The 24,705-nt window shown below is 69.9% G+C and carries 27 protein-coding genes and 1 pseudogene; 16 read left to right on the forward strand and 12 right to left on the reverse strand.

Annotated elements, in window-relative coordinates; translation table 11 throughout:
* Positions 1–302 precede the first annotated feature (302 nt).
* A complete protein-coding gene (locus ACIO52_RS14010; protein ID WP_218718243.1) occupies positions 303–1,292 on the forward strand; it encodes a heme o synthase in 990 nt (329 codons plus the stop codon).
* Here ACIO52_RS14010 and ACIO52_RS14015 read toward each other — a convergent pair.
* Together ACIO52_RS14015 and ACIO52_RS14020 are read right to left on the reverse strand one after the other, a co-directional pair.
* A pseudogene (locus ACIO52_RS14015) lies at positions 1,211–1,917 on the reverse strand (FAD-dependent monooxygenase). The gene ACIO52_RS14010 and the pseudogene ACIO52_RS14015 sit on opposite strands and share 82 nt — an antisense overlap.
* A gap of 76 nt (positions 1,918–1,993) precedes the next feature.
* Entirely contained in the window at positions 1,994–2,959 is a 966-nt protein-coding gene (locus ACIO52_RS14020) for a quinone oxidoreductase (protein WP_316575301.1), read from the reverse strand.
* A gap of 76 nt (positions 2,960–3,035) precedes the next feature.
* On the opposite strand from ACIO52_RS14020, the gene ACIO52_RS14025 reads away from it, so the two are divergent.
* Positions 3,036–3,404, forward strand: a complete 369-nt coding sequence (locus ACIO52_RS14025; protein WP_218718241.1) for a hypothetical protein — start codon at positions 3,036–3,038, stop codon at positions 3,402–3,404.
* A gap of 63 nt (positions 3,405–3,467) precedes the next feature.
* On the opposite strand, the gene ACIO52_RS14030 is transcribed toward ACIO52_RS14025, so the two are convergent.
* The 5 genes from ACIO52_RS14030 to ACIO52_RS14050 form a co-directional block, all read right to left on the reverse strand.
* Positions 3,468–4,442, reverse strand: coding sequence for a heme A synthase (locus ACIO52_RS14030; RefSeq protein WP_218718240.1), 975 nt, complete (start codon positions 4,440–4,442; stop codon positions 3,468–3,470).
* Positions 4,443–4,508: 66 nt separating this feature from the next.
* Positions 4,509–5,291 (reverse strand): ABC transporter permease, encoded by a 783-nt coding sequence (locus ACIO52_RS14035; protein ID WP_218718239.1) that lies wholly within the window; start codon positions 5,289–5,291, stop codon positions 4,509–4,511.
* Positions 5,288–6,220 carry an ABC transporter ATP-binding protein gene (locus tag ACIO52_RS14040; protein ID WP_218718238.1) on the reverse strand — a complete coding sequence of 311 codons (933 nt, stop codon included), beginning with the start codon at positions 6,218–6,220 and terminating at the stop codon, positions 5,288–5,290. The genes ACIO52_RS14035 and ACIO52_RS14040 overlap by 4 nt, the downstream gene beginning before the upstream one ends.
* On the reverse strand, positions 6,217–7,935 hold the full coding sequence (gene mptB, locus ACIO52_RS14045; RefSeq protein ID WP_218718237.1) for a polyprenol phosphomannose-dependent alpha 1,6 mannosyltransferase MptB: 1,719 nt from the start codon (positions 7,933–7,935) through the stop codon (positions 6,217–6,219). Before mptB ends, ACIO52_RS14040 begins: the two co-directional genes overlap by 4 nt.
* Before the next feature lie 82 nt (positions 7,936–8,017).
* Positions 8,018–8,950 (reverse strand): rhomboid family intramembrane serine protease, encoded by a 933-nt coding sequence (locus ACIO52_RS14050; protein ID WP_316575299.1) that lies wholly within the window; start codon positions 8,948–8,950, stop codon positions 8,018–8,020.
* Between the two features lie 290 nt (positions 8,951–9,240).
* On the opposite strand from ACIO52_RS14050, the gene ACIO52_RS14055 reads away from it, so the two are divergent.
* The 9 genes from ACIO52_RS14055 (at position 9,241) to ACIO52_RS14095 (ending at position 16,678) form a co-directional block, all read left to right on the forward strand.
* Positions 9,241–10,035 carry a transcriptional regulator gene (locus ACIO52_RS14055; RefSeq protein ID WP_308248463.1) on the forward strand — a complete coding sequence of 265 codons (795 nt, stop codon included), beginning with the start codon at positions 9,241–9,243 and terminating at the stop codon, positions 10,033–10,035.
* Positions 10,032–11,468: a Fe-S cluster assembly protein SufB gene (gene sufB / locus ACIO52_RS14060; protein ID WP_218718234.1), complete on the forward strand. Its 1,437-nt coding sequence runs from the start codon at positions 10,032–10,034 to the stop codon at positions 11,466–11,468. The genes ACIO52_RS14055 and sufB overlap by 4 nt, the downstream gene beginning before the upstream one ends.
* Complete coding sequence (sufD, locus tag ACIO52_RS14065; RefSeq protein WP_218718233.1) at positions 11,468–12,646, forward strand: Fe-S cluster assembly protein SufD; 1,179 nt, start codon at positions 11,468–11,470, stop codon at positions 12,644–12,646. The genes sufB and sufD overlap by 1 nt, the downstream gene beginning before the upstream one ends.
* Before the next feature lie 36 nt (positions 12,647–12,682).
* Positions 12,683–13,450 (forward strand): Fe-S cluster assembly ATPase SufC, encoded by a 768-nt coding sequence (gene sufC / locus ACIO52_RS14070; RefSeq protein ID WP_316575297.1) that lies wholly within the window; start codon positions 12,683–12,685, stop codon positions 13,448–13,450.
* Positions 13,451–13,455: 5 nt separating this feature from the next.
* On the forward strand, positions 13,456–14,733 hold the full coding sequence (locus ACIO52_RS14075) for a cysteine desulfurase (RefSeq protein WP_316575296.1): 1,278 nt from the start codon (positions 13,456–13,458) through the stop codon (positions 14,731–14,733).
* Between the two features lie 26 nt (positions 14,734–14,759).
* Positions 14,760–15,236 (forward strand): Fe-S cluster assembly sulfur transfer protein SufU, encoded by a 477-nt coding sequence (sufU, locus tag ACIO52_RS14080; protein WP_316575295.1) that lies wholly within the window; start codon positions 14,760–14,762, stop codon positions 15,234–15,236.
* Positions 15,236–15,619 carry a metal-sulfur cluster assembly factor gene (locus tag ACIO52_RS14085; RefSeq protein ID WP_218718229.1) on the forward strand — a complete coding sequence of 128 codons (384 nt, stop codon included), beginning with the start codon at positions 15,236–15,238 and terminating at the stop codon, positions 15,617–15,619. Before sufU ends, ACIO52_RS14085 begins: the two co-directional genes overlap by 1 nt.
* A gap of 128 nt (positions 15,620–15,747) precedes the next feature.
* Positions 15,748–16,122, forward strand: a complete 375-nt coding sequence (locus tag ACIO52_RS14090) for a hypothetical protein (protein ID WP_316575293.1) — start codon at positions 15,748–15,750, stop codon at positions 16,120–16,122.
* A gap of 127 nt (positions 16,123–16,249) precedes the next feature.
* The gene (locus ACIO52_RS14095) at positions 16,250–16,678 is read left to right on the forward strand and encodes a DUF4189 domain-containing protein (RefSeq protein ID WP_218718227.1); all 429 of its coding nucleotides are present in this window, start codon (positions 16,250–16,252) and stop codon (positions 16,676–16,678) included.
* 60 nt (positions 16,679–16,738) lie between these two features.
* Here the strand turns inward: ACIO52_RS14095 and ACIO52_RS14100 are convergent, their stop codons facing one another.
* Positions 16,739–17,374 carry a TetR/AcrR family transcriptional regulator gene (locus ACIO52_RS14100; RefSeq protein WP_218718226.1) on the reverse strand — a complete coding sequence of 212 codons (636 nt, stop codon included), beginning with the start codon at positions 17,372–17,374 and terminating at the stop codon, positions 16,739–16,741.
* Between the two features lie 157 nt (positions 17,375–17,531).
* Between ACIO52_RS14100 and ACIO52_RS14105 the strand changes: the two genes are divergently transcribed.
* From ACIO52_RS14105 to ACIO52_RS14115, 3 genes are all read left to right on the forward strand, one after another.
* Positions 17,532–18,755: a helix-turn-helix domain-containing protein gene (locus ACIO52_RS14105; protein ID WP_316575291.1), complete on the forward strand. Its 1,224-nt coding sequence runs from the start codon at positions 17,532–17,534 to the stop codon at positions 18,753–18,755.
* 67 nt (positions 18,756–18,822) lie between these two features.
* The gene (locus ACIO52_RS14110; RefSeq protein ID WP_402644049.1) at positions 18,823–19,380 is read left to right on the forward strand and encodes an NADAR family protein; all 558 of its coding nucleotides are present in this window, start codon (positions 18,823–18,825) and stop codon (positions 19,378–19,380) included.
* A 101-nt stretch (positions 19,381–19,481) separates the two neighbouring features.
* Positions 19,482–20,108 carry a DUF4189 domain-containing protein gene (locus ACIO52_RS14115; protein WP_402644052.1) on the forward strand — a complete coding sequence of 209 codons (627 nt, stop codon included), beginning with the start codon at positions 19,482–19,484 and terminating at the stop codon, positions 20,106–20,108.
* Here the strand turns inward: ACIO52_RS14115 and ACIO52_RS14120 are convergent.
* From ACIO52_RS14120 to ACIO52_RS14130, 3 genes are read right to left on the reverse strand one after another with little or no spacing between them, the layout of a single operon-like run.
* Positions 20,041–20,703: a methionine ABC transporter permease gene (locus tag ACIO52_RS14120; protein ID WP_316575288.1), complete on the reverse strand. Its 663-nt coding sequence runs from the start codon at positions 20,701–20,703 to the stop codon at positions 20,041–20,043. The two genes, ACIO52_RS14115 and ACIO52_RS14120, sit on opposite strands and share 68 nt — an antisense overlap.
* Positions 20,703–21,716, reverse strand: coding sequence for a methionine ABC transporter ATP-binding protein (locus tag ACIO52_RS14125; RefSeq protein ID WP_316575287.1), 1,014 nt, complete (start codon positions 21,714–21,716; stop codon positions 20,703–20,705). Before ACIO52_RS14125 ends, ACIO52_RS14120 begins: the two co-directional genes overlap by 1 nt.
* Positions 21,713–22,585: a MetQ/NlpA family ABC transporter substrate-binding protein gene (locus ACIO52_RS14130; RefSeq protein WP_402644057.1), complete on the reverse strand. Its 873-nt coding sequence runs from the start codon at positions 22,583–22,585 to the stop codon at positions 21,713–21,715. Before ACIO52_RS14130 ends, ACIO52_RS14125 begins: the two co-directional genes overlap by 4 nt.
* A gap of 187 nt (positions 22,586–22,772) precedes the next feature.
* Between ACIO52_RS14130 and ACIO52_RS14135 the strand changes: the two genes are divergently transcribed.
* Together ACIO52_RS14135 and ACIO52_RS14140 are read left to right on the forward strand one after the other, a co-directional pair.
* Positions 22,773–23,159, forward strand: coding sequence for a TetR/AcrR family transcriptional regulator (locus ACIO52_RS14135; protein ID WP_402644060.1), 387 nt, complete (start codon positions 22,773–22,775; stop codon positions 23,157–23,159).
* Positions 23,128–23,334, forward strand: a complete 207-nt coding sequence (locus tag ACIO52_RS14140) for a hypothetical protein (RefSeq protein WP_402644063.1) — start codon at positions 23,128–23,130, stop codon at positions 23,332–23,334. Before ACIO52_RS14135 ends, ACIO52_RS14140 begins: the two co-directional genes overlap by 32 nt.
* Here ACIO52_RS14140 and ACIO52_RS14145 read toward each other — a convergent pair.
* Complete coding sequence (locus ACIO52_RS14145) at positions 23,288–24,469, reverse strand: MFS transporter (protein ID WP_402644066.1); 1,182 nt, start codon at positions 24,467–24,469, stop codon at positions 23,288–23,290. The two genes, ACIO52_RS14140 and ACIO52_RS14145, sit on opposite strands and share 47 nt — an antisense overlap.
* Between the last annotated feature and the right edge of the window lie 236 nt (positions 24,470–24,705).

Genomic DNA, 24,705 nt, shown 5'->3' on the forward strand with positions numbered 1-24,705 from the left:
CGAACCCTGGTTGTGAGTCTAGTGCCGACCCGGGCGTCGTCTCCCGGTGTGGGCGGCATCGATCGGCGCGCCGGACGGTGGCGTGTCCGCGGTGCCGTTCACCTGCATGTCGATGCCGGTTCACCACCGGGTGGGGCCGCCGCGAGGCCATCGACGGCGCAGTGACCGCGCCCACGGTGGCGGGGCCCTGGCGTGGAGCGGCACCGGCGTGGGTCTACCATCGTCTGTAGTAGTGGCCGCGCCGCAGCCGCGCGCTGCTCGTTCCAATGCCGGATGCGAAGCACAGCGTGCGAGGAGAAACAGTGCGGATCGATCCCCAGCCGGGTAGTAGCGGTGCGCACAATTCCTCGACGGCACTGGCCGATCGCCTCACCGGAGACGGTCTCGTCTCCAAGGTACTGCGCAAGCCGCTGGCCTACATCGCGCTCACCAAGCCGCGCGTCATCGAGCTGTTGCTGGTCGCCACCATCCCGACCATGCTGCTGGCCGATCGCGGCACCGTCGACATCCGGCTGATCCTGGTCACCCTGTTCGGTGGCTGGATGGGCGCGGCCAGCGCCAACACCCTCAACTGTGTCGCCGACGCCGACATCGACAAGGTGATGAAGCGGACCGCGCGACGCCCGCTGGCCCGCGATGCGGTGCCGACCAGGCACGCGCTCGTCTTCGGTGTGGCCCTGGGCGCGATCTCGTTCGCGTGGCTGTGGTGGCAGGCCAACCTGCTCAGCGGCGTACTGGTCGTCGCGACGATCCTGTTCTACGTCTTCGTCTACACCAAGGGCCTCAAGCGCCGGACCTCGCAGAACGTGGTCTGGGGCGGCGCCGCGGGCTGCATGCCCGCGCTGGTCGGCTGGTCCGCGGTCACGGGCACCATCGGCTGGCCCGCGATCGTGCTGTTCGCCGTCATCTTCTTCTGGACGCCGCCGCACACCTGGGCGCTGGCGATGCGCTACAAGGAGGACTACCGCGCGGCGGGCGTGCCGATGCTGCCGGTGGTCGCGACCGAGCAGGTCGTGACCAAGCAGATCGTCATCTACACCTGGCTGACCGTGCTGGCCACGCTCGCCCTGGTCCCGGCGACCGGTGTCATCTACGCCGCCGTCGCGCTGGTCGCGGGCGCTTGGTTCCTGCTGATGGCGCACCAGCTCTACGCCGGGGTGCGCCGCGGCGAGTCGGTGAAGCCGCTGCGGCTGTTCCTGCAGTCGAACAACTATCTGGCCGTGGTGTTCTGTGGTCTGGCCGTGGATTCGGTGCTCGGCTGGGACACGGTGGGCTCGTTCATCGGGCTGTAGCTCTCTCGGAGGAACGGCGGCCGGGCAGTGACTGCCCGGCCGCCGTCGTTGTCGGTCCACCTCGGGCTCACCAGCGGCGGGCGAGATGTCCGTCCGGGCGGATCAGCACCGACGTGCCGGGGGCGGATCTCGACCGTGCGCACGGGGCACGTGCGGAGGGAGGCGCTGTTCGCCGCGAGCCCGGACGGCGGCGGTGTGCCCGCGGCCTCGGTCGTCGGCGCGAAACGCAGCAGCGTGCCCGTGGCGTCCGCGAGCGGTGCGTCCGGCGCGCGATCGCCTGCGACGAACGGACCCCGGTCGGTGGGGGAGCGGTAGGAGATGCCGAGCTGGCGGGTCTCGGGGCCGCGGCGCATCGCGTCCTCGTCGCCGTCGACCAGCTTGTCCAGCAGCTCGGTGCTCAGGCCGCGGACCCGGGCCGCGACGGTGCGGCGTTCCGGCTCGTAGGTGTCGAGCGGGGCCGGGTCGCCCGCCAGCGCCGCCGCCAGTTTCCAGCCGAGGTTGTCGGCGTCCTGGACCCCGGTATCGAGGCCTAGGCCGCCGGTCGGCGGACGTGGGCGGCGCCGCCCGCGAGCAGGATCCGGCCGTCGCGCAACCGCGCGGCGAGGCGGATGTCGGTGCGCCACACCGTGACCCAGGACAGATCGGTCAGGGTCAGGGTCAGCGCGGGCGCGTTCCGGTCGGCCAGCTCCTGGGCCGTGTGCCTAGGGCAGCAGGACCAGCGAACCCGTGGTCTTGCGGGCGGCGAGATCCCGATGGGCCTGGGCCGCGTCCGCGAGGGGGTAGGTCGCGCCGATGCGGAAGGTCAGCGTGCCCGCCGCGATGGCGTCGAAGACATCCGTTGCGCGCCACAGCAATTCGGTGCGGGTACGGGTGTAAGCGCCCAGGGACGGACGGGTCAGCCACAGGGAACCGGCGGGATTGAGGCGCTGCGGGTCGAACGGCGGGACCGCGCCGCTGGCCGCGCCGAACAGGGCCAGCGTGCCCCGTACCCGCAGCGATGCGAGGCCGGCTTCGAACGTGCTCGCGCCGACGCCGTCGTAGACCGCGGCGACGCCCTCGCCGTCGGTGAGTTCGCGGACCCGTGCGGCCAGGTCGTCGCCGTAGCGCAGGACCTCGGCGGCACCCGCCTCGCGGGACAGCTTCTCCTTGTCGTCGGTGGAGACGGTGGTGATCACCCGCGCGCCCTTGGCGGCGGCCATCTGGGTGAGCAGCAGGCCGACCCCGCCCGCGCCCGCGTGGATCAGCACCGGGTCGCCCGGCTCGGGCCGGAACACCGATTCCACCAGGTAGTGGGCGGTCATGCCCTGCAGCAGCGCGGCGGCCGCCACGGTCGTGTCGACGCCGTCGGGTACCCGCACCGCCACCGCCGCGTCGACGGCGACCCGGTCCGCGTAGCTGCCCGGCGCCGCGGCCCAGGCGACCCGGTCGCCCACCGCGAACTCGGTGACCTCCGCGCCGACCGCCGTCACGACACCGGTGCCCTCCGAGCCCGGGATATAGGGCGTGGCCTGCGGGTACTGGCCGGTGCGGAAGTAGATGTCGATGTAGTTGACGCCGACACCCCGGGTGTCGACCAGCAGCTGACCGGGCCCGATCTGCGGATCAGCCACCTCGACGTACCGCAGGACCTCGGGACCACCGTGCTCGGAAACCTGAATCGCGCGCATGAGTCTCCTTTGTACACCCCGTGTTCGACGCCACTCGGGGGTGGACTCGCGACTACCGGCCGGTAAACTCTCGGCCATGAGTGCTACCACCGCCGCCCCGGTCGCCGTGAAGGTGCCTGCCGAGGTCGAGAAGTCCGTGGCCGAGTTCGTCGCCGAGCACGGCGGTTCGGGCACGGCCGTGCTGCAGTACCTCGGCGAGCAGGGCGTGCGCATCACGCTGGTCGGCGCCGACGGCATCCTCGGTGACCGGGTGGTGGCCGACCTGGCGACCGCGAAGGCCCTCGTCGAGCGGGTCGACGGGCTCACCGCGACCGACGAGTGGAACCGCGAGCTGGTCTCCGTGGTGACGCCGACCGCGTCGCACTGGAAGAAGATGGCGGGCTGGGTCGCCCATCAGACCAAGTTCCCCAAGGCGCGCAACTGGAAGCTGTTCGCCGGCGCCTGAGCCCGGCACGAACGCACGACAGCCCGCGATCCTCGGATCGCGGGCTGTCGTCGTCGTGGGAGGTCAGTGCGCGGCGGCCGGGGACACCGCGGCGGGTGCGTCCACCGTCTCGCGGATTCGCAGCGCGGCCCACAGCGCGGCGGTGGCCGCGGTGCACGCGGCCGCGCCACCGACGTGGAGGGCGACCAGCGCGGCGGGAACGTCGGTGAAGTACTGGACGATGCCGACGAGGGACTGCGACAGCACCAGGCCGAGCAGCACGTACAGGCGGGTGCGGATCGCCGGGGTGATGCCGACGGCGAACAGGCCGAAGGCCAGGCCGATCAGCAGCGCCAGATAGCCGACGAGCAGCTGCGAGTGCAGGTGCACCAGCGTGACGATCTCGACTTCGAGCCGGGCGACCGGCCGCTCGATGCTCTTGTCACCCGCGTGCGGGCCCGCCGCGGTGACCAGGGTCCCCGCGATCAGCACGCCGGCGAGGGCGACGCCGCTCAGCGCGGTGAGCCAGCGCAGGGGAGTGGGGACCTGGACGGTGTCGATGCCGTCGTCGGGCTGGCCGATCTTGGCGTACAGCACCACCGCCAGCCACACCATCACCATCGAGGCCAGCAGGTGCACGGCCACGGTCCACCACAGCAGGCCGGTCCGCACGGTGATCCCGCCGATGATCGCCTGCACGACGGTGCCACCGGGCATCAGCCACGCGTAGACGAGGACCTCGCGCCGCCGCCGCGCCCTGACCACGGCGAGCACGATCAGCGCGGCGCACAGCGTCACCGCGAAGGTGAGCATCCGGTTGCCGAATTCGACGGTCTGGTGCAGGACCGGCACCTCCGACACCCCCACCGGGGTGAAGCTGCCGGGGAAGCACTGCGGCCAGGTCGGGCAGCCCAGGCCCGAGGCGGTGACGCGCACGACGGCGCCGGTCACCGAGATTCCGGCCTGACTGAGGATCACCGCGAGCGCGATGAGCCGCTGCACCCGCAGCGAGGGGAGCGGCAGCCGGTCGACGAGGCCAACGAAGGCGCGATACAGCACGTCACGATGGTACTGGCCGCGAAATCCCGACCGATACCAGGGCTACTACAGTGCGTCGTTGATCACTCAGCTGAACCGAAACAGGCGGGTCGCGAGCCAGCCGCACACCACGCCCCACACGGCGAGCACCGCGACTCCGAACCAGTCGACCACGCCCGTCAGCGCCGACTCCAGCGCGAACGCCAGCGCGCCGGAGGGCACCAACCGCACGAGCACCGTGAGCACATCGGGCAGCGAGTCGCCGACGAGCACCAGGCTGGCGACGCCGAGCATGATGAACCAGAGGATGTTGGCCAGCGCCAGCACGACCTCGGCCTTGAGCGTCCCGCCCAGCAGCAGGCCCATCGCGGCGAAGGTCGCGGTGCCGAGCGCGATCACCAGCGCGCCGAGCGCCAGGCCGCCGATGCCCGGTCGCCAGCCCAGGGCGACGCCGATCGCGCCGAGCAGGATCGCCTGCAACACCACGACGATCAGCACCGCCGCGCACTTGCCCGCGATCACGCCCCAGCGGGGCAGCGGGGTCGCGCCCAGCCGCTTGAGCGCGCCGTAGCGCCGGTCGAAGCCGACGGCGATGGCCTGGCCGGTGAACGCGGTCGACATCACCGCGGTCATCATGACCATCGGCACCACCTTGTCGACCCGGTGCTCGCCGAGCTCGCCGAACGGCAGTAGCGTGAGGCCGATCAGCAGCGTGATCGGGATGAACATGGTGAGCAGCAGCTGTTCGCCGTTGCGCAGCAGCAGCTTCAGTTCGAGGCCGGTCTGCGCGAGGAGCATCGCGCGCCGGGCGGCCGGGCGCGGGGCGGGGGCGAAGGTGCCGGGCCGGAATCGGCCGGTGGTCTCGGTCATCCGCGCAGGTCCCGTCCGGTCAGTTCGAGGAAGACGTCCTCGAGGCGGCGCTGATCGATGCGGATGTCGGTGGCGAGCACGTTCATCCTGGCGCACCAGGCGGTGACGGTCGCCAGCACCTGCGGGTTGATCTCGCCCTCGACCAGGTAGGTGCCGGGTGTCGTCTCCCGGGGCGAGAAGCCTTCCGGCAGAGCCGATTTCAGCAGGCCGATATCGAGTTTCGGTGGCGCGCAGAAGCGCAGCTGGCCGGCGGCGCCGTGCGCGGTGACCTCGGCGGGCGTGCCCTGGGCGACGATCTCGCCGTGGTCGATGATCACCAGCTGGTCGGCGAGCTGCTCGGCCTCGTCCATCATGTGCGTGGTCAGCACGACGCTCACGCCGTCGCGGCGCAGGGCGTCGATCAGCTCCCACACGATCAGGCGCGCCTGGGCGTCCAGACCGGCGGTCGGCTCGTCGAGGAACACGATCTCGGGCCTGCCGACCAGCGCGCAGGCCAACGCCAGCCGCTGCTGCTGGCCGCCGGACAGGCGGCGGTAGGGCGTGCGCCGGTTGTCCTGCAGGCCGAGGGTGGACAGCAGCCAGTCGGGGTCGATCGGGTCGGCGGAGTAGGCGGCGACCAGGTCGAGCATCTCGCCCGCCCGCGCGCCCGGATAGGCGCCGCCGCCCTGGAGCATGACGCCGATGCGCGGGCGCAGCTGCTCGGAATCGGCGAGGGGGTCCAGGCCGAGGACGCGGACCGTGCCCGCGTCGGGACGCACGAAGCCCTCGCACATCTCGACGGTGGTGGTCTTGCCCGCGCCGTTGGGACCGAGCAGCGCGAACACCTGGGCCTGTTCGACATCGAACCGCAGGCCGTCGACCGCGGTGGTCTCGCCGTAGCGCTTGACCACGCCGTCGACGCTAACAGCGGGTCCGGAGCGACTTGTCACGATGTCACACGGTAAGCCGTGCCCTCCTGTGACGGAGCCGACACCCCCGGCTGAGCCCGCCACGGCAGGGAGTGCCGGGTGAGCGCGAAGAACAACGCGAAGCAGACCGCGGCGGCCAGTGCGGCGCCGATGATCTGGAAGACCTGGAACTCCGCGCCGCGCGGCATCACCAGCATCGAGACGACCGCGGAGAACGCGACGGCGGGGACGCGGAACACCGGCTGGGTGGCCCAGGCGGCCAGCGGCACGATCGCCCACAGCAGGTACCAGGGCTGCACCACCGGGAACAGCAGCACGATCGCGCCGAGCGAGACGCCGAGCGCGCCGACCGGATGCAGGCGCCCGGTGCCGGTGGCGACGAGCATGCGCACCGTGATGTAGGCCGCGACCGCCGCCGCGATCGGACGGGTGATCGACAGCAGCGCGGTGGTGTGGTCACCGAGGCCGAGCAGCACGCCGCCGAAGCCGGTGATGATGCCGATGACGGTCGGCAGCGACATCCAGCTGCGCACCGCGCTGGCGGTGTTGAGGGTGAAGATCCAGCCGAAGCCCAGGCCGCTGACCGAACTCACGAACAGTGTTGTCACCCCGGCGATCACGCCGAGCAGCAGCGCGGCCTTGACGACGGCTTTGAGATCGCCGCCCCAGCGGCGGGCGAGTGCCATCCCGACGAAGCCGAGCGCGATGATCGAGGTGAACTTGATCGACGACGACAGCGTGATCACCACCGCGCCACCGATCAGCAGTCCGTAGGCGCGGGCGTCGAACGGCGCGAGTCCGGTCTCGGTCAGCCGGTCGGGTGTGCCGCCTTCCCCGTAGATCGCGCGCAGCATCAGCTCCACCCCCGCCAGCATCAGACCGAGCATCAGCGCGTCGTTGTGCACGCCGCCGACCAGGTGGAACAGCACCAGCGGGTTGGCCGCGCCCAGCCACAACGCGCTCACCGGGGCGACACCGCAGCGCACCGACAGCCGCGGCAGCGCCCACACGATCAGGGCCACGCCCGCGAGCGCGAGCAGCCGGTGCACCCACACTCCGGCGATGATGTTGTCCCCGGTCAGTTCCGCGATGCCGCGGCCGATCCAGAGAAACAGTGGGCCGTAGGGCGCGGGGGTGTCGCGCCAGATGGTCGGCACATTGTTGGTCAGGACGTTGTCGATGCCGAGACCGGCGACCGGACCCTCCAGATACGGGTCGATGCCGCGCGCGGCGATCTCGCTCTGCGCCAGATAGGAATAGACGTCGTTGCTGAACATCGGCGGCGCCACGCTGAGCGGGATGATCCACAGCAGCAGCGTGCGGTCCAGCTGCGATCGGGTCAGCCGGTGCACCGGCGACCCGGCCAGGCCGCCGACCGCGAAGCGGCCGAGCAACAGCCACGCCCCGATCACCAGCACGGTGCCGAACATGCACATCGCCAGCGAACCGGTGTGCGCTCGCGCGAAGATGCCGAGCACCCGCATGCCGGAGACGGGGTTCTGGTGGACGGGCTGCGCGCCGATGCCCAGCGCCGCGATCGCCATGAGGACCGCGCCGGTGGCGCCCATCAGGCGGATGCGATCCAGCTGCGCGCGCTCGCGCCGATCGAGCCCGGGCACCTCGTTCTCGTCGCGGTGCAGCACCGCGACGGTGTGATCGGGCGTCGACACATCGAGCCCGAGAGCTCGCCTCCCGAACGCCAGTGTCTTGCGCGCCGCGCCCTCCAGTACCGCCACGGTGAGCGAGCCTAGTGTGACGCGCCGCGACCGGTGGCGCTCCGGTCGGGGCCGCGTCGGCGACCAGCGCGGATCGGGGCGGCTAGCGCGGCGCCGGCGCCTCGGTGCCGGGGGCCGACACCTGGATGGGCACGGCCGGGATGTCGCTGCGCACCGTCAGCGTGGCCGCCACGATGACGGCCACACACGCCACCGCCACCGCACCGAGCGACGCCCACCCGATCCGCCGCGCGGCCTCGGGCGAGCGCGCCGACAGCCATTCGGGCACGAACAGGATGCCCAGCGCGGCCAGCGTGCCCGCGGCCAGTCCGCCGAGGTGACCCCACAGCGAGATGCCGGGCAGCGAGAAGCTGATCAGCACGTTGACGCCGATCACGACCAGCATCGGCGTCGGGCTCTGGCGCAGCCGGATCAGCGTCACGGTGACCGCGCCGAACAGGCCGTACACCGCACCCGAGGCGCCCGCGGTCGCGACGACCGTGTCGGACAGGGCCATCACCGCGGCGGAACCGCCGAGCAGGGAGATCAGGTAGACACAGCCGAACCGCACCCGGCCGAGCACCCGCTCGAGGTCACGGCCGACGACATAGAGCGCGAACATGTTGACCAGCAGGTGGATCGCGCCGTAGTGCAGGAAGCCCGAGCCGAGCAGACGCCACCATTCGCCGTCGGCCACCAGCAGCGGGACCAGCACGAACTCCCGGAACAGCGCCGAGCCGCGATAGTTGTCCATCGGGCTGCCCGCCTGGGCGGCGGTCACGAGATAGACGAGCACGTTGACCGCGATCAGCCCGTAGGTGATATACGGGACCGCGGCGGCCCCGGCCGCGGCGCCGCCGACGGTGCGCACCTGGCGCACGTCGCGTCGGCCCTGGCGCACGCAGTCCACGCAGTGCTGACCGACGGCGGCGGGCTGCAGGCACTCGGGGCAGGCGGGCCTGCCGCACCGGGTGCACGCGAGGCCGGTGGGGCGGTCGGGATGGCGGACACACGTCGGTGCGGGCGGGTTGGACACCTCGTCATCGTGCCACGGCCCCGGCGCCCTGTCGGGCCGACCGCGACGCGACAGGGCGCCGGGGCGCGACACCGGTATTGCGTAATTCGGCGGGCATCGGAACGGTCGTCGGTCGTGTGCGATGGGTCACCCCGGTGGCGCGGTCCGGCGCGTGCGCGTGGTCCGCACCAGCGGTTTTACCCAGCGGTTGCGGTGTCGGACGATCTTCATCGCAGGTCAGGGCACCCTTTGTCAGGTGACCCTTATTAGATTTAGGGAAGCAATTCCGCCACACTGGTGTTGTGAAAACCGTGGGTTTGCGGACAGACGTGGACGGGACCGGTCGTAAGACGACCGGCGCCCGGTCGTCCGCCGGTCCAGCGGCGACCGCGCAGGAAGGGCACACCAGGGCGGCCATCGTCCAGTTGCTGCTCGAAGACGGCCCGATCACCGCGACCGCGATCGGCGCCGCGCTCGGGCTCGCGCCCGCGGGCGTGCGCAGGCATCTCGACGCGCTCATCGACGCCGGACAGGCACGGGCGAGCCGGTCGGCGCCGTGGCAGCAGAAGGGCCGCGGCCGCCCGGCCAAGCAGTACCAGCTGACCGCGGCGGGCCGGGGCAATCTCGGCCACGCCTACGACGATCTGGCCGGCGCGGCGATCCGCCAGCTCGGCGAGATCGGCGGCGAGGCGGCCATCGCCGAGTTCGCGCGCAAGCGGGTCCGCACCATCGTCGACGGCATCGAGCCGGCCGCCGAGCACACGGCCCCCGTCATCGAGGCCAAGGTCGAGGAGATCGCGGAAGCGTTCGCCGAGGCCGGCTTCGCCGCCACCACCCGCCAGGTCGGCGCCGGTGTGCAGATCTGTCAGCACCACTGCCCCGTGGCCCACGTGGCCGAGGAGTTCCCGCAGTTGTGCGACGCAGAACTGGACGCTTTCCGGGACCTGCTCGGCACCCACGTCCAGCGACTTGCGACCATCGCCAACGGCGATTGCGCCTGCACCACCCACGTACCGCTGGTCGCGCTCCCGAAAACAGCTTCCACCCCATCCGCCGCACAGCCCGCGGCGGGACGAACGAACGACTCCGGAAGGAGTGCCGAATGACGACGACCACCGACCAGGTGCAACCGCTGACCCAGGACGAGACCATCGCCTCGCTGGGCAACTACGGTTACGGCTGGGCCGATTCGGATGTGGCCGGTGCCAGCGCGCAACGCGGCCTGTCGGAGGCTGTCGTTCGCGACATCTCGGCCAAGAAGAGCGAGCCGGAGTGGATGCTCGACATCCGCCTCAAGGCCCTGCGCATCTTCGATCGCAAGCCCATGCCGAACTGGGGTTCCAACCTCGACGGCATCGACTTCGACAACATCAAGTACTTCGTGCGCTCGTCGGAGAAGCAGGCCGAGAGCTGGGAAGACCTGCCCGAGGACATCAAGAACACCTACGACAAGCTGGGCATCCCCGAGGCGGAGAAGCAGCGGCTGGTCTCCGGTGTCGCCGCGCAGTACGAGTCCGAGGTCGTCTACCACTCCATCCGCGAGGACCTGGAGAAGCAGGGCGTCATCTTCCTCGACACCGACACCGCGCTCAAGGAGCACCCGGAGATCTTCCAGGAGTACTTCGGCTCGGTGATCCCCGCCGGTGACAACAAGTTCTCCGCGCTCAACACCGCCGTCTGGTCGGGTGGCTCGTTCATCTACGTGCCGCCGGGCGTGCACGTCGACATCCCGCTGCAGGCCTACTTCCGGATCAACACCGAGAACATGGGCCAGTTCGAGCGGACGCTGATCATCGTCGACGAGGACGCCTACGTCCACTACGTCGAGGGTTGTACAGCCCCGATCTACAAGTCCGACTCGCTGCACTCCGCGGTCGTCGAGATCATCGTGAAGAAGGGCGGCCGCTGCCGCTACACGACCATCCAGAACTGGTCGAACAACGTCTACAACCTGGTCACCAAGCGGGCCAAGGCCGAGGCGGGCGCCACCATGGAGTGGGTCGACGGCAACATCGGCTCCAAGGTCACCATGAAGTACCCGGCGGTCTGGATGACCGGCGAGCACGCCCACGGCGAGGTGCTCTCGGTCGCGTTCGCCGGCGTCGGCCAGCACCAGGACACCGGTGCCAAGATGCTGCACCTGGCCCCGCACACCTCCTCGACCATCGTGTCGAAGTCGGTGGCGCGTGGCGGCGGTCGCGCGTCGTACCGCGGTCTGGTCCAGATCAACAAGGGCGCCCACGGCTCGAAGTCGACCGTGAAGTGTGACGCGTTGCTGGTCGACACGATCAGCCGCTCCGACACCTACCCCTACGTCGACATCCGCGAGGACGACGTGACCATGGGCCACGAGGCGACCGTCTCCAAGGTCTCCGAGGATCAGCTGTTCTACCTGATGAGCCGCGGTCTGACCGAGGACGAGGCGATGGCGATGGTGGTGCGCGGCTTCGTCGAGCCCATCGCCAAGGAACTGCCGATGGAATACGCGTTGGAACTGAACCGGCTCATCGAGCTGCAGATGGAAGGGGCCGTTGGCTGATGTCGTCGCTCGAGACGCCGATTCAGAATCCGGGCGCCGGTGCCGCGGTCAACAAGGGCGAGGTCTTCACCTCGTTCGACGTCGACCAGTTCGAGGTGCCGTCGGGCCGTGACGAGGCGTGGCGGTTCACCCCGCTGCGCCGGCTGCGCGGCCTGCACGACGGCACCGCGGTGCGCGACGGTCGGGCCACCGTCGAGGTGAGCGAGGTCGCCGGTGTCACCGTGGAGACGGTGGACCGCACCGACGTCCGCCTCGGCCAGGCCGGTACCCCCGCCGATCGCGTCGCCGCCCAGGCCTACTCGGGCTTCGAGTCGGCGACCGTGATCACCGTCGGCCAGGAGACCGAGGTCTCCGACCCGATCACCGTGACCGTCACCGGTCCCGGCGAGGGCAAGACCGCCTACGGCCACCTGCAGGTGCGCCTGGACAACTTCGCCGTCGCCACGGTGGTCCTCGACCAGCGCGGCAGCGGAACCTACGCCGAGAACGTCGAATTCGTGCTGGGCGACAGCGCCAAGCTGACCGTCGTCGCCGTCCAGGAGTGGGCCGAGGACGCCGTGCACGCCACCGCCCATCATCTGAAGCTGGGCCGCGACGCCACCGTGCGCCACTTCGCCGCCACCCTCGGTGGCGACCTGGTGCGTCTCACCGGCACCGTGCGCTACGCCGGTCCCGGCGGCGAGGCCGAGCTGTTCGGCCTGTACTTCGCCGACGCGGGCCAGCATTTCGAGCAGCGCCTGCTGGTCGACCACGCCGAGCCCAACTGCAAGTCCAACGTGCTGTACAAGGGTGCGCTGCAGGGCGATCCGAAGTCCCCCAAGGGCGATGCCCGCACCGTGTGGGTCGGCGACGTGCTCATCCGCGCGGCCGCCGAGGGCACCGACACCTACGAGGCCAACCGCAACCTGGTGCTCACCGACGGCGCGCGCGCCGACTCGGTGCCGAACCTGGAGATCGAGACCGGCGAGATCGCCGGTGCCGGACACGCCAGTGCCACCGGCCGTTTCGACGACGAGCAGCTGTTCTACCTGCGCTCGCGCGGCATTCCCGAAGACGTCGCCCGCCGTCTGGTGGTGCGTGGCTTCTTCCACGAGATCATCCAGAAGATCACGGTCCCCGAGGTCCGGGAGCGGCTGGAGGCGGCCATCGAGGCCGAGCTCGCCACTGTCGGCATCTGACACCCCTCATACTCCCCACGAAGGAATTCGAATTCGATGACCACCTTGGAAATCAAGGACCTGCACGCCGAGATCACCACCCCCGAGGGTGAGTCCAAGCAGATCCTCAACGGCGTGAACCTGACCGTGAAGTCCGGCGAGACGCACGCCATCATGGGCCCCAACGGCTCGGGCAAGTCGACGCTGTCCTATGTGATCGCCGGTCACCCGAAGTACACCGTCACCCAGGGCACCATCACCCTCGACGGTGAGGACGTGCTGGAGATGTCGGTCGACGAGCGCGCTCGCGCCGGCCTGTTCCTGGCCATGCAGTACCCGGTCGAGGTCCCCGGTGTCTCGATGTCGAACTTCCTGCGCACCGCCGCGACCGCGGTCCGCGGCGAGGCCCCCAAGCTGCGCACCTGGGTCAAGGAGGTGAAGGAGTCGATGAAGGAGCTCGAGATCGACTCGGCCTTCGCCGACCGCAGCGTGAACGAGGGCTTCTCCGGTGGCGAGAAGAAGCGCCACGAGGTCCTGCAGCTGGGCCTGCTCAAGCCGAAGATCGCGATCCTCGACGAGACCGACTCCGGCCTCGACGTCGACGCGCTGCGCATCGTCTCCGAGGGCGTCAACCGCTACAAGGAGCGCGAGAACGGCGGCGTGCTGCTGATCACGCACTACACCCGCATCCTGCGCTACATCAAGCCCGACTTCGTGCACGTGTTCGTCAACGGCAAGATCGTCGCCGAGGGTGGCTCCGAGCTGGCCGAGGAACTCGACGCGAACGGCTACGTGCGCTTCACCTCCGCCACCGCTGGAGCCTGACGACGATGACCGCTGTGTCTCTCTCGGGTCCCGCCCTCGACGTCGCCCGGATCCGGGCCGACTTCCCGATCCTGAACCGCACGGTCCGGGACGGGAAACCGTTGGTGTACCTGGATTCCGGGGCGACCTCGCAGCGTCCGCTGCAGGTGCTGGACGCCGAGCGTGACTTCCTGCTCACCCGTAACTCGGCCGTGCACCGCGGTGCGCACCAGCTGGCGGAGGAGGCGACCGACTCCTACGAGGACGCCCGCGTCGCCATCGCCCGCTTCGTCGGTGCCGACGCCGGGGAGATCGTGTTCACCAAGAACGCGACCGAGTCGCTGAACCTGGTGGCCAACGCTTTCGGTGACGACCGATTCCCCTACAAGGTGGGCCCGGGCGACGAGATCGTCATCACCGAGCTCGAGCATCACGCGAATCTCGTGCCGTGGCAGGAACTCGCGCGCCGCACCGGCGCCACGCTCCGGTGGTACGGCATCACCGACGACGGCCGCATCGACCTGGATTCGCTCGAACTGTCGCCCGCGACCAAGGTGCTCGCGTTCACCCACCAGTCGAACGTGACCGGTGCGGTCGCGCCGGTGGCCGAGCTGGTCCGCCGGGCCAAGGATGTCGGCGCGCTGGTCGTGCTCGACGCCTGCCAGTCGGTGCCGCACATGGCGGTGAACTTCCGGGAGCTCGGCGTGGACTTCGCCGCGTTCTCCGGCCACAAGATGCTCGGCCCGATGGGTGTGGGTGGACTGTACGGCCGTCGGGCGCTGCTCGAGGAGACTCCGCCCTACATCACCGGCGGGTCGATGATCGAGACCGTCACGATGGAGCGGACCACCTACGCGCCGCCGCCGCAGCGCTTCGAGGCGGGCACGCCGATGACCTCGCAGGTCGTCGGGCTGGCCGCCGCGGTCCGCTACCTGGAAGACCTCGGCATGGACGCGATCGCCGCCCACGAGCACGCGCTGACCGGCGCCGCGCTCGACGGCCTCGGCGCGATCGAGGGCGTGCGGATCATCGGGCCGACCGAGAACGTGGACCGCGGCGGCGCGGTGTCGTTCGTGGTCGACGGTATCCACGCCCACGACGTGGGTCAGATCCTCGACGACCAGGGTGTCGCGATCCGGGTCGGGCACCACTGTGCCTGGCCGCTGCACCGCAAGTTCGGCGTCGCGGCGACCGCGCGCGCGTCGTTCGCCGTGTACAACACCCTCGACGAGGTGGACGCGCTGGTGCAGGCCGTGCGGAAGGCCCAGAGCTTCTTCGGCGTGAGCGCAAGCGAGGGCCGATGATCAGACACTGTGGAGTTGCATAAGTCATGCGCATGGAGCAGATGTACCAGGAAGTGATCCTGGACCATTACAAACATCCCCACCACCGCGGGCTGCGGGAACCGTTCGGTGCCGAAGTGCACCACGTGAACCCGACCTGCGGTGACGAGGTGACCCTGCGCGTGCACATCGACGACGCGGGCGAGGTCGCCGACGTCTCCTACGACGGGCAGGGCTGCTCGATCAGCCAGGCCGCCACCTCGATCCTCACCGATCAGGTGATCGGGCTGCCGGTGCAGCAGGCGCTGAAGGTGGTCGACTCCTACAGCGAGATGATCTCCAGCCGCGGCACCGTCGACGGTGACGAGGACGTGATCGGCGACGGTATCGCCCTGGCCGGTGTCGCCAAGTACCCCGCGCGCGTGAAGTGCGCGCTGCTGGGGTGGATGGCGTTCAAGGACGCCGTCGTGCGGATCGCCTCGGCCGAAGAAGTGAAGCCTGCCATGGGAAATGGGGAAGCGTGATGAGTGAGACACCGGCTGTCGAAGCCACCGAGGCCGCCGCTCCCGAGGTGGAGCTGACGCCCGAACAGGCCGAGCACCTCGAGAATCTCGAGGAGGCCATGCGCGATGTCGTCGACCCCGAGCTCGGCATCAATGTCGTCGACCTCGGCCTGGTCTACGGCATGTCCGTCGACGACGACAATGTCGCCACCCTCGACATGACGCTGACCTCGGCGGCCTGTCCGCTGACCGACGTCATCGAGGACCAGTCCCGCAACGCCCTGGTGCGCAGCGGCCTGGTCGAGGACCTGAAGATCAACTGGGTCTGGATGCCCCCGTGGGGCCCGGACAAGATCACCGAGGACGGCCGCGAACAGCTGCGCGCTCTCGGCTTCACGGTCTAGCGAACATCGCGAAAAGGTCCGGATTCCTTGGGAATCCGGACCTTTTTCGGTCTCTGCGCCACCGTCGAAATCGCCGCTGTGGGCCGATATGTGGTTGCGGTCGAGGGCGGGGCGAGCATTATGGAGGAATGGCCGAGTCGAGCAGGAGCATTGTCGCCGAACGCGGTCGACACGCGCTCGTCGGCGGCCTCGCCGCGGTAGTTCTCGCGCCGGTGGCGGCCGCGACGACCGCTGCTGTCTATCGATTCCCCGTGCCGCTCGTCGGCTATACCCGTGGAATCGGTGGCGCCCTGACCGCGGCGGTCGGCAGCCTCTTCTACCTGGTACTCGGCGGCGCTGTGGTGCTCGCGGCGGCGGGCGCGCTGGGTGCGCTGCTGATGACATGGGCGAATCCGGCGCCGACCCGGCGGACATATCTGCGAGCGGGCGCGGCCGGCGTGTGCGCGGCGTTTCTGGGTGCGCTCGGACTGGCGCTGCTGGAATTCGTCGTCGGGCCCTGGTGAGTTCGCGCGGTGATGTCTTCGTTTGTCGCGCTGTGATTTTGCTCAATGGTATTGGATGTACGCCGGTGTTCGGCGATGATCTGGGGGCTCCGGATTTCCGGGGCAGTTTCCAGAGGAGAATTGTTCGATGAGTTTCTTGGGTAAGGCCGGTCTCGCCGTGGCGGCGCTCGGCCTTGCGGCGGGTTCGGTCTTCGGCGCCGGTGCGGCGAACGCGGAGACCCTGCACGCGGCGATCTCGTTCAGCGACGCGGAGTGGGCCTTCGCCTACAGCGTGAACAAGCCGAGCGCCGAGGCCGCCGCCGACGAAGCGCTCGCCGCTTGCGATTTCGCCGACTGCCACATCTGGGCCTCCTGGGCCAACGGTTGCGGTGTCATCGTCGAGGGCGACGGCGGCGCGATCGGGGTCGGCACGGGTGCCACCAGCCGTGAGGCGGAGACCGCGGCCTACGCCACCCTGGGCGAGCTGGAACCGCGGGCGCTGCTGGCGAACACGGGTTCGGCCGCGCTGAGCGGGGCTCACGTCGTCAAGACGATCTGCACGGCCAACGCGCGCTGATCACCGCATCACCGAAGGGCCCGGATCCGCAGGGATCCGGGCCCTTCGCGGTGGGTGGGCTTAGACCGGCTCCGGCTCCGGCTCGGTGAGCGAGGCGATCCAGGCGCCGATCATGTCGGCGGTGTGGTCGATGACGACCTCGCGATCGAGGCCGTCGTCCTCCATCTCGACCGAGCGCAGCGCGGTGGCGAAACCGGCGTTGAGGACGACGAAGGCCATCGTGTCGACATCGATGTCCTTGGTCGGGCCGAGCAGGTGGATCAGGTAGAGCTTCATGATCATCCGCAGCCGGGGCTCGAATTCCGGGATGCCGCTGCCGTAGAAGTGCAGATCGGCCACCAAGGCCCGCACCAGGGGGCCGTTGGCGACAAGGATCTCGACGGCGATCCGGATGACCTCGGCGACGGCGTCGCGCGGCGGCTTGTCGGCGGAGACCGTGAGCAACCGCGCGTAACGGTCCTCGACCTGCAGGAACAGGCTGTCGGTGAGCTCCTTGACGATCTCGTCGCGGTCGGTGAAGTACCGGTACAGGGTGCCGATGCTCATGCCCGCCTCGGCGGCGATCCGGTTGGTCGAGGTGTTGCCGATACCGCGGGTGCCGAAAAGATGAGCGGACACGGTGAGAATGCGGGTGCGGGTTTCCTTCGCCCGATCCTGCTTGGGGCGTTTGCGCTGCTTATCGGCGTGCGGTGGCATTCGGGGACCTCGGTCGAAAGAGGAGTAGAAGGTGAGCAGTTGCTCATCCTAGAGTCATGATCACGGAGAAACCGGAGTGTAGGCCATCACAGGGGCCGGGCACTACGGCAGCTGAACCACCGCCGGCCCCGCCGACGCGGTGTGGAAGGAGTCGACGATGATGACGATCCCCGTGGACGGAGCCCCGATGTGGCAGCCGCTGCGCGATGTCCGGACGCTGTCGGGCACGCTGGTGAGCCACTTCGTCGAGACCGTGGCCACCTGTCGAACGCTGCCCGGCGACGCGATCTCCGGTGACGTCACCGCGGTCACGCGATTGTGCCTGGAGATCGTCGGCGGGATGCTCGACGGTCGCGACGAGACCGAGCGGCTGAACCGGCTCTCGGTCGCCGCGGCGGGCTGGGCGCGCGAGGGTGTGCCGATCGACGCCATCCTGCACGCCTTCCACGAGGGTGTGCGGCTGAGTTTCGACGCGGTCTTCGACGCCGGCGCCGACGACGACCGGGCGAGCCTGCTCGACGGCTTCCGCCGGGCGGTCGCGATCTCGGATCAGCTGTGCACCACCGTGACCCGTGCCTACATCCGTGAGCACCGCGATGTCGCGGGCGAGCACCACACGGCCGTGCACACGCTCACCTCGGCGCTGCTGGCGGGCCAGTCGACGGTCACCATGGCGCGCGAGTGCGGGATCGCCGTCGCCGACGCGTATTCGGTGCTGGCGCTGTCGATCCGGCGCCGCGGCGAGGCCGCCGACCCGCGGGTCGACCGGGCCGTGGTCGCCCGGCGCGCACTGCGCCGGGTGCAGGCGGCGCTGGCGCACCACGGTGGCGACCAGGTGTTGTCGCTGCTGTCGGTGGACGGTGGAACCCTGCTCGTCCCGGCCGAGCTGATGGACACCACCGCCATCGACGCCCTGATCGCGACGCTGTCGCGCGCGGCCGATGTCGACGTCACCGGCGCGCTGGTCCCAGCGACCACCGAGGAGATCCCGGCGGCCGCCGAGCGCGCGCACGAGCTGCTCGACATGGTGGAACGCCTCGATTGCGAACCCGGCCTCTATCGCTTCGGTGACCTCGCCCTGGAGTATCAGCTCACCCGTCCCGGTCCCGGCCGGGCCCGCCTCGGCGAGCTGCTCGCGCCGCTGGACGACCACCCCGAACTCTTCGAGACCCTGCGGGTGCACATCGCCAACAATATGAATCGCAGGCGCACGGCCCGCCTGCTGCACATCCACACCAACACCGTCGACTATCGCCTGCGCCGCATCGCCCAGCTGACCGGCCTGGACCCGGCCCAGGGCTCGGGCCTGTGGCAACTGCGCTCGGCGATGATCGCGCGCAGCTTCCACACCGGCCCCACCGTGGAAGCGCGCCTGGCCTGACCGGAAACCGGTGGCGGAGGCCGACTCCCCGATATATGGTTCACTAGACCAAAACCGGGGAGGGATCATGACCGTCGACACCGTCGACCAGCTGCGCCAGGCGATCGAGCAGGGTGCGACACCGAAGTACCTGGCGTTCTGGGGGCACACCCCACGCCCCGACGGCACGATCGGTGCGAGCTGCCTGAGCCAGTGGTGGCCCACCGATTTCGTCGTCGACGGCACCGCGTTCCGCAGCGCCGAGCACTACATGATGTGGCGCAAGGCGCTGCTGTTCGACGACGAGCGCACCGCCGCCCGCGTGCTCGAGGCCAACCATCCCAGCGTGGCCAAGAAGCTGGGCAGACAGATCCGCGCCTTCGACGACACCGTCTGGGAGCGCGCCCGCTTCGAGATCGTCGTCGCGGGCAGCGTGGCCAAATTCGGCCAGGACGACGACCTGCGCGCCTATCTGCTCGGCACCGGCGCGCGCGTGCTCGTCGAAGCCAGTCCGGTGGACCGGATCTGGGGCATCGGGCTGGCCGCCGACGACGCGCGCGCCACCGATCCGGGCCGGTGGCAGGGCCTCAACCTGCTCGGTTTCGCTCTCATGCGGGCGCGGGACGTGCTGGCCGCGGCGAGCTAGGCGGGAAAGCTATTTCTCGATGGCGCGTGCGGCGGTTCATGATTGGTTCGGCTTCGACTACGAAGCCGACTTTTCGATGGGGAGATTCACTGATGTCTGTTATGGGCAAATATGCCCTGGGTGTGGCCGCCATGTCCGCGGTGGCCGCGTTCACCGTCGTGAACGCGGGCTCGGCCGCGGCGGCCGAGAGCGGGGTGGCGATCGCCGAGGCGCCGGGTTACACGGCCGTCTCGCGCGACGGTGGTTTCCAGGCCGCCGCCGGTGATCTCTACGGCGCGCTGGCGTTGTCGTCGAAGGAAGCCGTGGTCGCCTCGGCGGTCAACTACGGCAGCTGGGCGGCCGCGAGCCAGGCCGCGCTGGCCGAGTGCGGCGTCTGGGACTGCCAGATCGTCGTCGAGTTCCGCAATGCCTGCGGCGCCGTCGCGCAGGGTGCCGACTACCGCTTCGGCTGGTCCTGGGATCACTCCCTGGCCGCGGCCGAGCGCTCGGCGATCGATGTGCTCGGGATCAGCGCACCGCCGGCCCCCCCCCGGGGTGCGCCCCCGCCGCGCGGGCCGGGCGTAAGCTGGCCCGCCCGCCCGGCCACCTACTCCCCACGGCGCGCACCGGGGGGGCGCCCCTTTGGGGCCCCCACCCCGCTTTTCTTCGTCGCCGATATTCTCAGCGCCGCAATACCTTCCGGGCCAGCCAATTGCCGAAGAACTGCACGCCCTGCACGCCGGCGATGATGATCAGCGTCGCCACGATCGTGACTTCCCAATCGAATTGCTGATAGCCGTAGACCAGCGCGAAATCGCCGAGGCCGCCGCCGCCGACCGTGCCCGCCATGGCGGAGATGTCCACGATCGAGATCACCACGAAGGTGTAGCCGAGGATCAGCGGCCCGAGCGCTTCCGGAATCAGCAGCGTGAGAATGATCCGCAGCGGACCCGCGCCGACCGCGCGCGCCGCCTCGATCACTCCCGGATCGACCGTCACCAAGTTCTGTTCGACGATCCGGGCGATGCCGAACGAGGCCGCGACGATCATCACGAACAGCGCCGCCTCGGTGCCGATCGTGGTGCCGACGACCTCGAGGGTGACCGGACCCAGCGCGGCCAGCAGGATGATGAACGGGATCGGGCGCACGATGTTGACCAGCACGTTGAGCACCAGATAGAGCGGCGCGTTCGCCAGCAGCCCGCCTTTGCGGGTGGTGTAGAGCGCGGTGCCCAGCGCCAGGCCGATCACCCCGGCCACCACGAAGGTCACGCCCACCAGATAGACGGTGGTCCCGATCGCCTCGAACAGCGTGGGCCGCAACTTCTCCCAGTTGGTCTCCATCAGCGCGCCCTCCGCTCCAGGTCGGCGACCACGCGGTCCACCGCGTCGTCGGGACCGTGCAGCGCTAGGGTGATGCTGCCGAAGGTCTTGTCCTGCAACGTGCTCACCCCGCCGTAGACGATCTCGAAGCGCACGTCGGCCGTGGCCGCGGCGGCCAGCGCGGCGCCGATCCCGCTGTCGTCGTCGACGTCGACGGTGACCAGCCGGCCACCGTGCAGGTCGCGCAGCCGCTCGAGTTCGGCCGCGTCGGGCCGGTTGTGCAGCACGGTGGCCACGAACGAGCGGGTCGACGCGGCCCGCGGTGCCGCGAAGACATCGAAGGTGGGCGACAATTCGACGATCCGGCCTTCGGCCAGCACCGCCACCCGGTCGGCGACCGCGCGGATCACCTCCATCTCGTGGGTGATCACCACGATGGTCACCCCGAGCTCGGCATTGATCTTCTTCAGCAGCCGCAGCACCTCGGCGGTGGTCTCCGGGTCCAGCGCCGAGGTCGCCTCGTCGGCGAGCAGCAGCGACGGCGAGGTCGCCAGGGCACGAGCGATGCCGACGCGCTGCTTCTGACCGCCGGAGAGCTGATCGGGATAGGCGCGCGCCTTGTCGGTGAGGCCGACGAAGTCGAGCAGCTCGGCGACGCGCGCCTTGCGTTCGGCGCGCTTCCAGCCCGCGACCCTGAGCGGATATTCGATATTGCCCGCGGCCGTGCGCGACCGGAACAGGTTGAACTGCTGGAACACCATGCCGATATCGCGGCGCAGGGTGCGCACGGCCGACTCCCGCACCCCGGTGATCGGGGCGCCGGCGACGGTGATCGTGCCCGAGGTGGGTTTCTCCAGGGCGTTGATCAGCCGGACCAGGGTCGATTTGCCCGCTCCGGAATAGCCGATCACGCCGAAGATCTCGCCCGCCTCGATCCGCAGATCGACGTCGTCGAGCGCGACGTGCCGCTCGGCGCCGCGCCCGAAGACCTTGGTGACCGAACGGAATTCGACGGCGGCGTCGGGTGCGCTCACTTGTTCGCGCGGATGCCCTGCTGCACCCGGTCGAGGATCTGCTCGAGCTCGGCGCCCGGACGGGTCACGGCGACCGCGGTGTTCTTGGTGACCTCCGCGTGCGCGGCGGCCACGGCCGGGTCCTTCCAGATCTCGACCAGCTTCAGGTAGGTCGGGTTGGTCTTGTCCTCGGCCCGCGTGACGATCACATTGATGTACGGCTCGGCGGACGGGTTCTTCGGATCGTCCTTGTACAGGGCCGCCTGCGGGTCGATGCCGGAGCGGTCGAGGAAGGTGTTGTTGATCACCGATCCGTCGACCGAGGCCAGCGACAGCGCGGTCTGCGCGGCGTCGACCGGGGTCACCTTCACCTTGGAGGCGCCCTTGTCGATGTCGGCGGGGGTGGGCTGGGCGGAGGAGCCCGTCAGCTTCAGCAGTCCGGCGGCCTGGAGCACGAACAGCGCGCGGGCCTGGTTGGTCGGATCATTGGGGATCGCGATCTCACCGCCGGCCGGGATGTCGGCCAGTGCCTTGTGCTTGGTGGAGTACAGGCCCAGCGGCACGATGTAGGTCGAGCCGATCGGGGTCAGCGTGTCCGAGCTCGCCACGTTGTACTGGCCGAGGAATTGCAGGTGCTGGAACAGGTTGACATCGATCTGTTTCTGCGACAGCGCGGCATTGGGCTGCTTGTAGTCGGAGAAGTTGGTGATCTTCAGCGTGATGCCCTGCTCCTTGGCCTTCTGCTCGAAGACGTCCCAGGCCTTGTCCTTGTCGGTGGTGCCGATACGCACCACCGTGCCGGACTCGGTGTCGTCCGAACCGCACGCCGTGAGGGTGAGGGCCGCGGTTGCTACCAGGACCGGGATCGCCAGTACCCGACGGAATTTCACTTGATACTCCCGAATTGCTCGCTGAGGGTGAACCCGGTCATCCAAGCCGTGGTTCGTACGCGGAAACAACGGTTTGCGTTGCCTCGAGCGAAACCCTCGCTAACTCTTGGACGTGCGTCTAGTTTGCGGACGATGCGATTCCTGCGCCGTCTGCTGGTGCTCCCGGTCCTGGTCACGCCGGCGGTGGGTGTGCCCGCCCCGTGACGCCCTGGTGCCGATCGGGGCGACGGAGATCTTCCCGCTCACCCTGTACCACGATCCGGAGGTCGTCGCGGCGATCCGGGCCGAGGCCGGCTGCGCCGGGATCTTCGAGACCGGCGTGCTGAAGGAGCCCGGGTACGCGGCACTCACCGTCGACGCGGTCGCGGCGCGGGCCGGGGTGAGCAAGGCGACGATCTACCGCCGCTTCGCCACCAAGCAGGAAATGACGTTCGCGGTCGTGGTGCACGGCCTGGACGAGGCCCCGCCCGCCGACACCGGCTCGCTCGAGGGCGACCTGGCCGCGCTCATCGAGCGGATCGGCGAGCAACTCCGTCATCGGCATGCTGCTCGACCGCGCGATCGCCCGGGGTGAGCTGGCTCGTCGCCCCGATCCGGCGATCACGCAGGCGTTGCTGCTCGGTCCGCTGTTCGCGTGGATCGTCGTGCTCGACGAGGACCCCACGCGCGCACCGGAACTCGCGCGCATCGTCGCCCGGATGGTCACCGACGCGCTCGCCGCGGGCGTGGTGCCCACCGCTGCGACCTAGCGGCGGCGAGCACCGCGAGCGCGGCCAGGGCGAACCCGGCCGCGATCGGCGGCAGCGCCGCGGCGCCCCACGTGCCGAGCGCGACGCCGCCGACCAGGCCACCGAGCGAGACGCCGAGGTAGGTGCCGGAGGTGTTGAGCGCCAACGCCTGTGGCGCCAGCGGGCCGGTCAGCGACGCCAGCCGGGCCTGGATCGCGGGCGCGTTCCAGAACGCGGCCGCGCCCCACACCGCCAGGACCGGCAGCAGCGCCGCGATCGGCACCGGACGTACGACCCACGTCACCCCCAGGTATCCCATCGAGACCGCGATCGCGGTGATCCCGGCCGCCAGCGCGCGCCGCGGACCCCACCGGTCGGTCGCCACGCCACCGCCCCACATTCCGGCCATCCCGGCGACTCCGGCCAGCCCGAACGACACCGCACGGGCATCGACGCCCGACCCGGTGACCTCGGTGAGGAACGGCGCGAGATAGGTGAGCATCATCATCGACCCGGTGATCAGCGAGACGTTCGCCAGCAGGCCCACCGCCACGGGTCGCCGACCGAGACTGCGCAGCTGTGCTCGCCAGTCCGGCAACACCCCGTCGGGGCGCTGCCGGGGCAGGGTCGCGAGCAGTCCACCGAGGGCGAGCGCGCCGCCGACGGCCATCGCGGCGAAACTCGCGCGCCAGCCGTACGCGCCGCCGATCCAGGTCCCGATCGGCACGCCGACCGCGATCGAGCCGGTCACGCCCAGCGTCACCACGGCGAGATAGCGGCCCGCCTTGCCGTCGGGCGCCCGCTGGAACGCGGTGGCGAACAACGACGGGGTCGCGGCCGCGGCCGCGGCGGCCGCCACGATCCGCCACCCCATCAGGACACCGAACGACGGCGTCAGCAGCGCGCCGAGATTGGCCGCGACGAAGACACCCAGACAGGTCACGAGCAGTGCGCGACGCGCGACGCGCGCGAGCAGCACACCGGCGACCGGCGCCACGATCGCGACGGTCACGGCGAAGACCGTCACGAGCTGACCGGCCGCGGCCTGACGCACACCGAGATCACGGGCGATCTCGGGCAGGACACCGGCGATCACGTAATCGTCGGTGTAGAAGACGAACGAGGCGGCGAACAGCGCCACCAACCATCGAGGCATAGCAGACTCCCACTGGTACCGAGCTGACTGCGCGCGTCCCGGCGACAGAGGGACGCGCGACAACGGGCAGACAGTGGCCGGCCGGTGTGTTCGGAGCACGACGAACCGCCGTGCCTGTCGGCACGGTGTCGTCGCGTCGGGAACGGCCACCGGCGGACCGGTGGCTAGAGTCTGTCGGCCTCGGTAGCAGTGGTCACGATCGCCAAACTACCGCACCGAAATCCTCGGCGCCGCCG

Origin of the sequence: Nocardia sp. NPDC087230 (assembly GCF_044744725.1) — a bacterium.
GTDB classification, from domain to species: domain Bacteria; phylum Actinomycetota; class Actinomycetes; order Mycobacteriales; family Mycobacteriaceae; genus Nocardia; species Nocardia canadensis.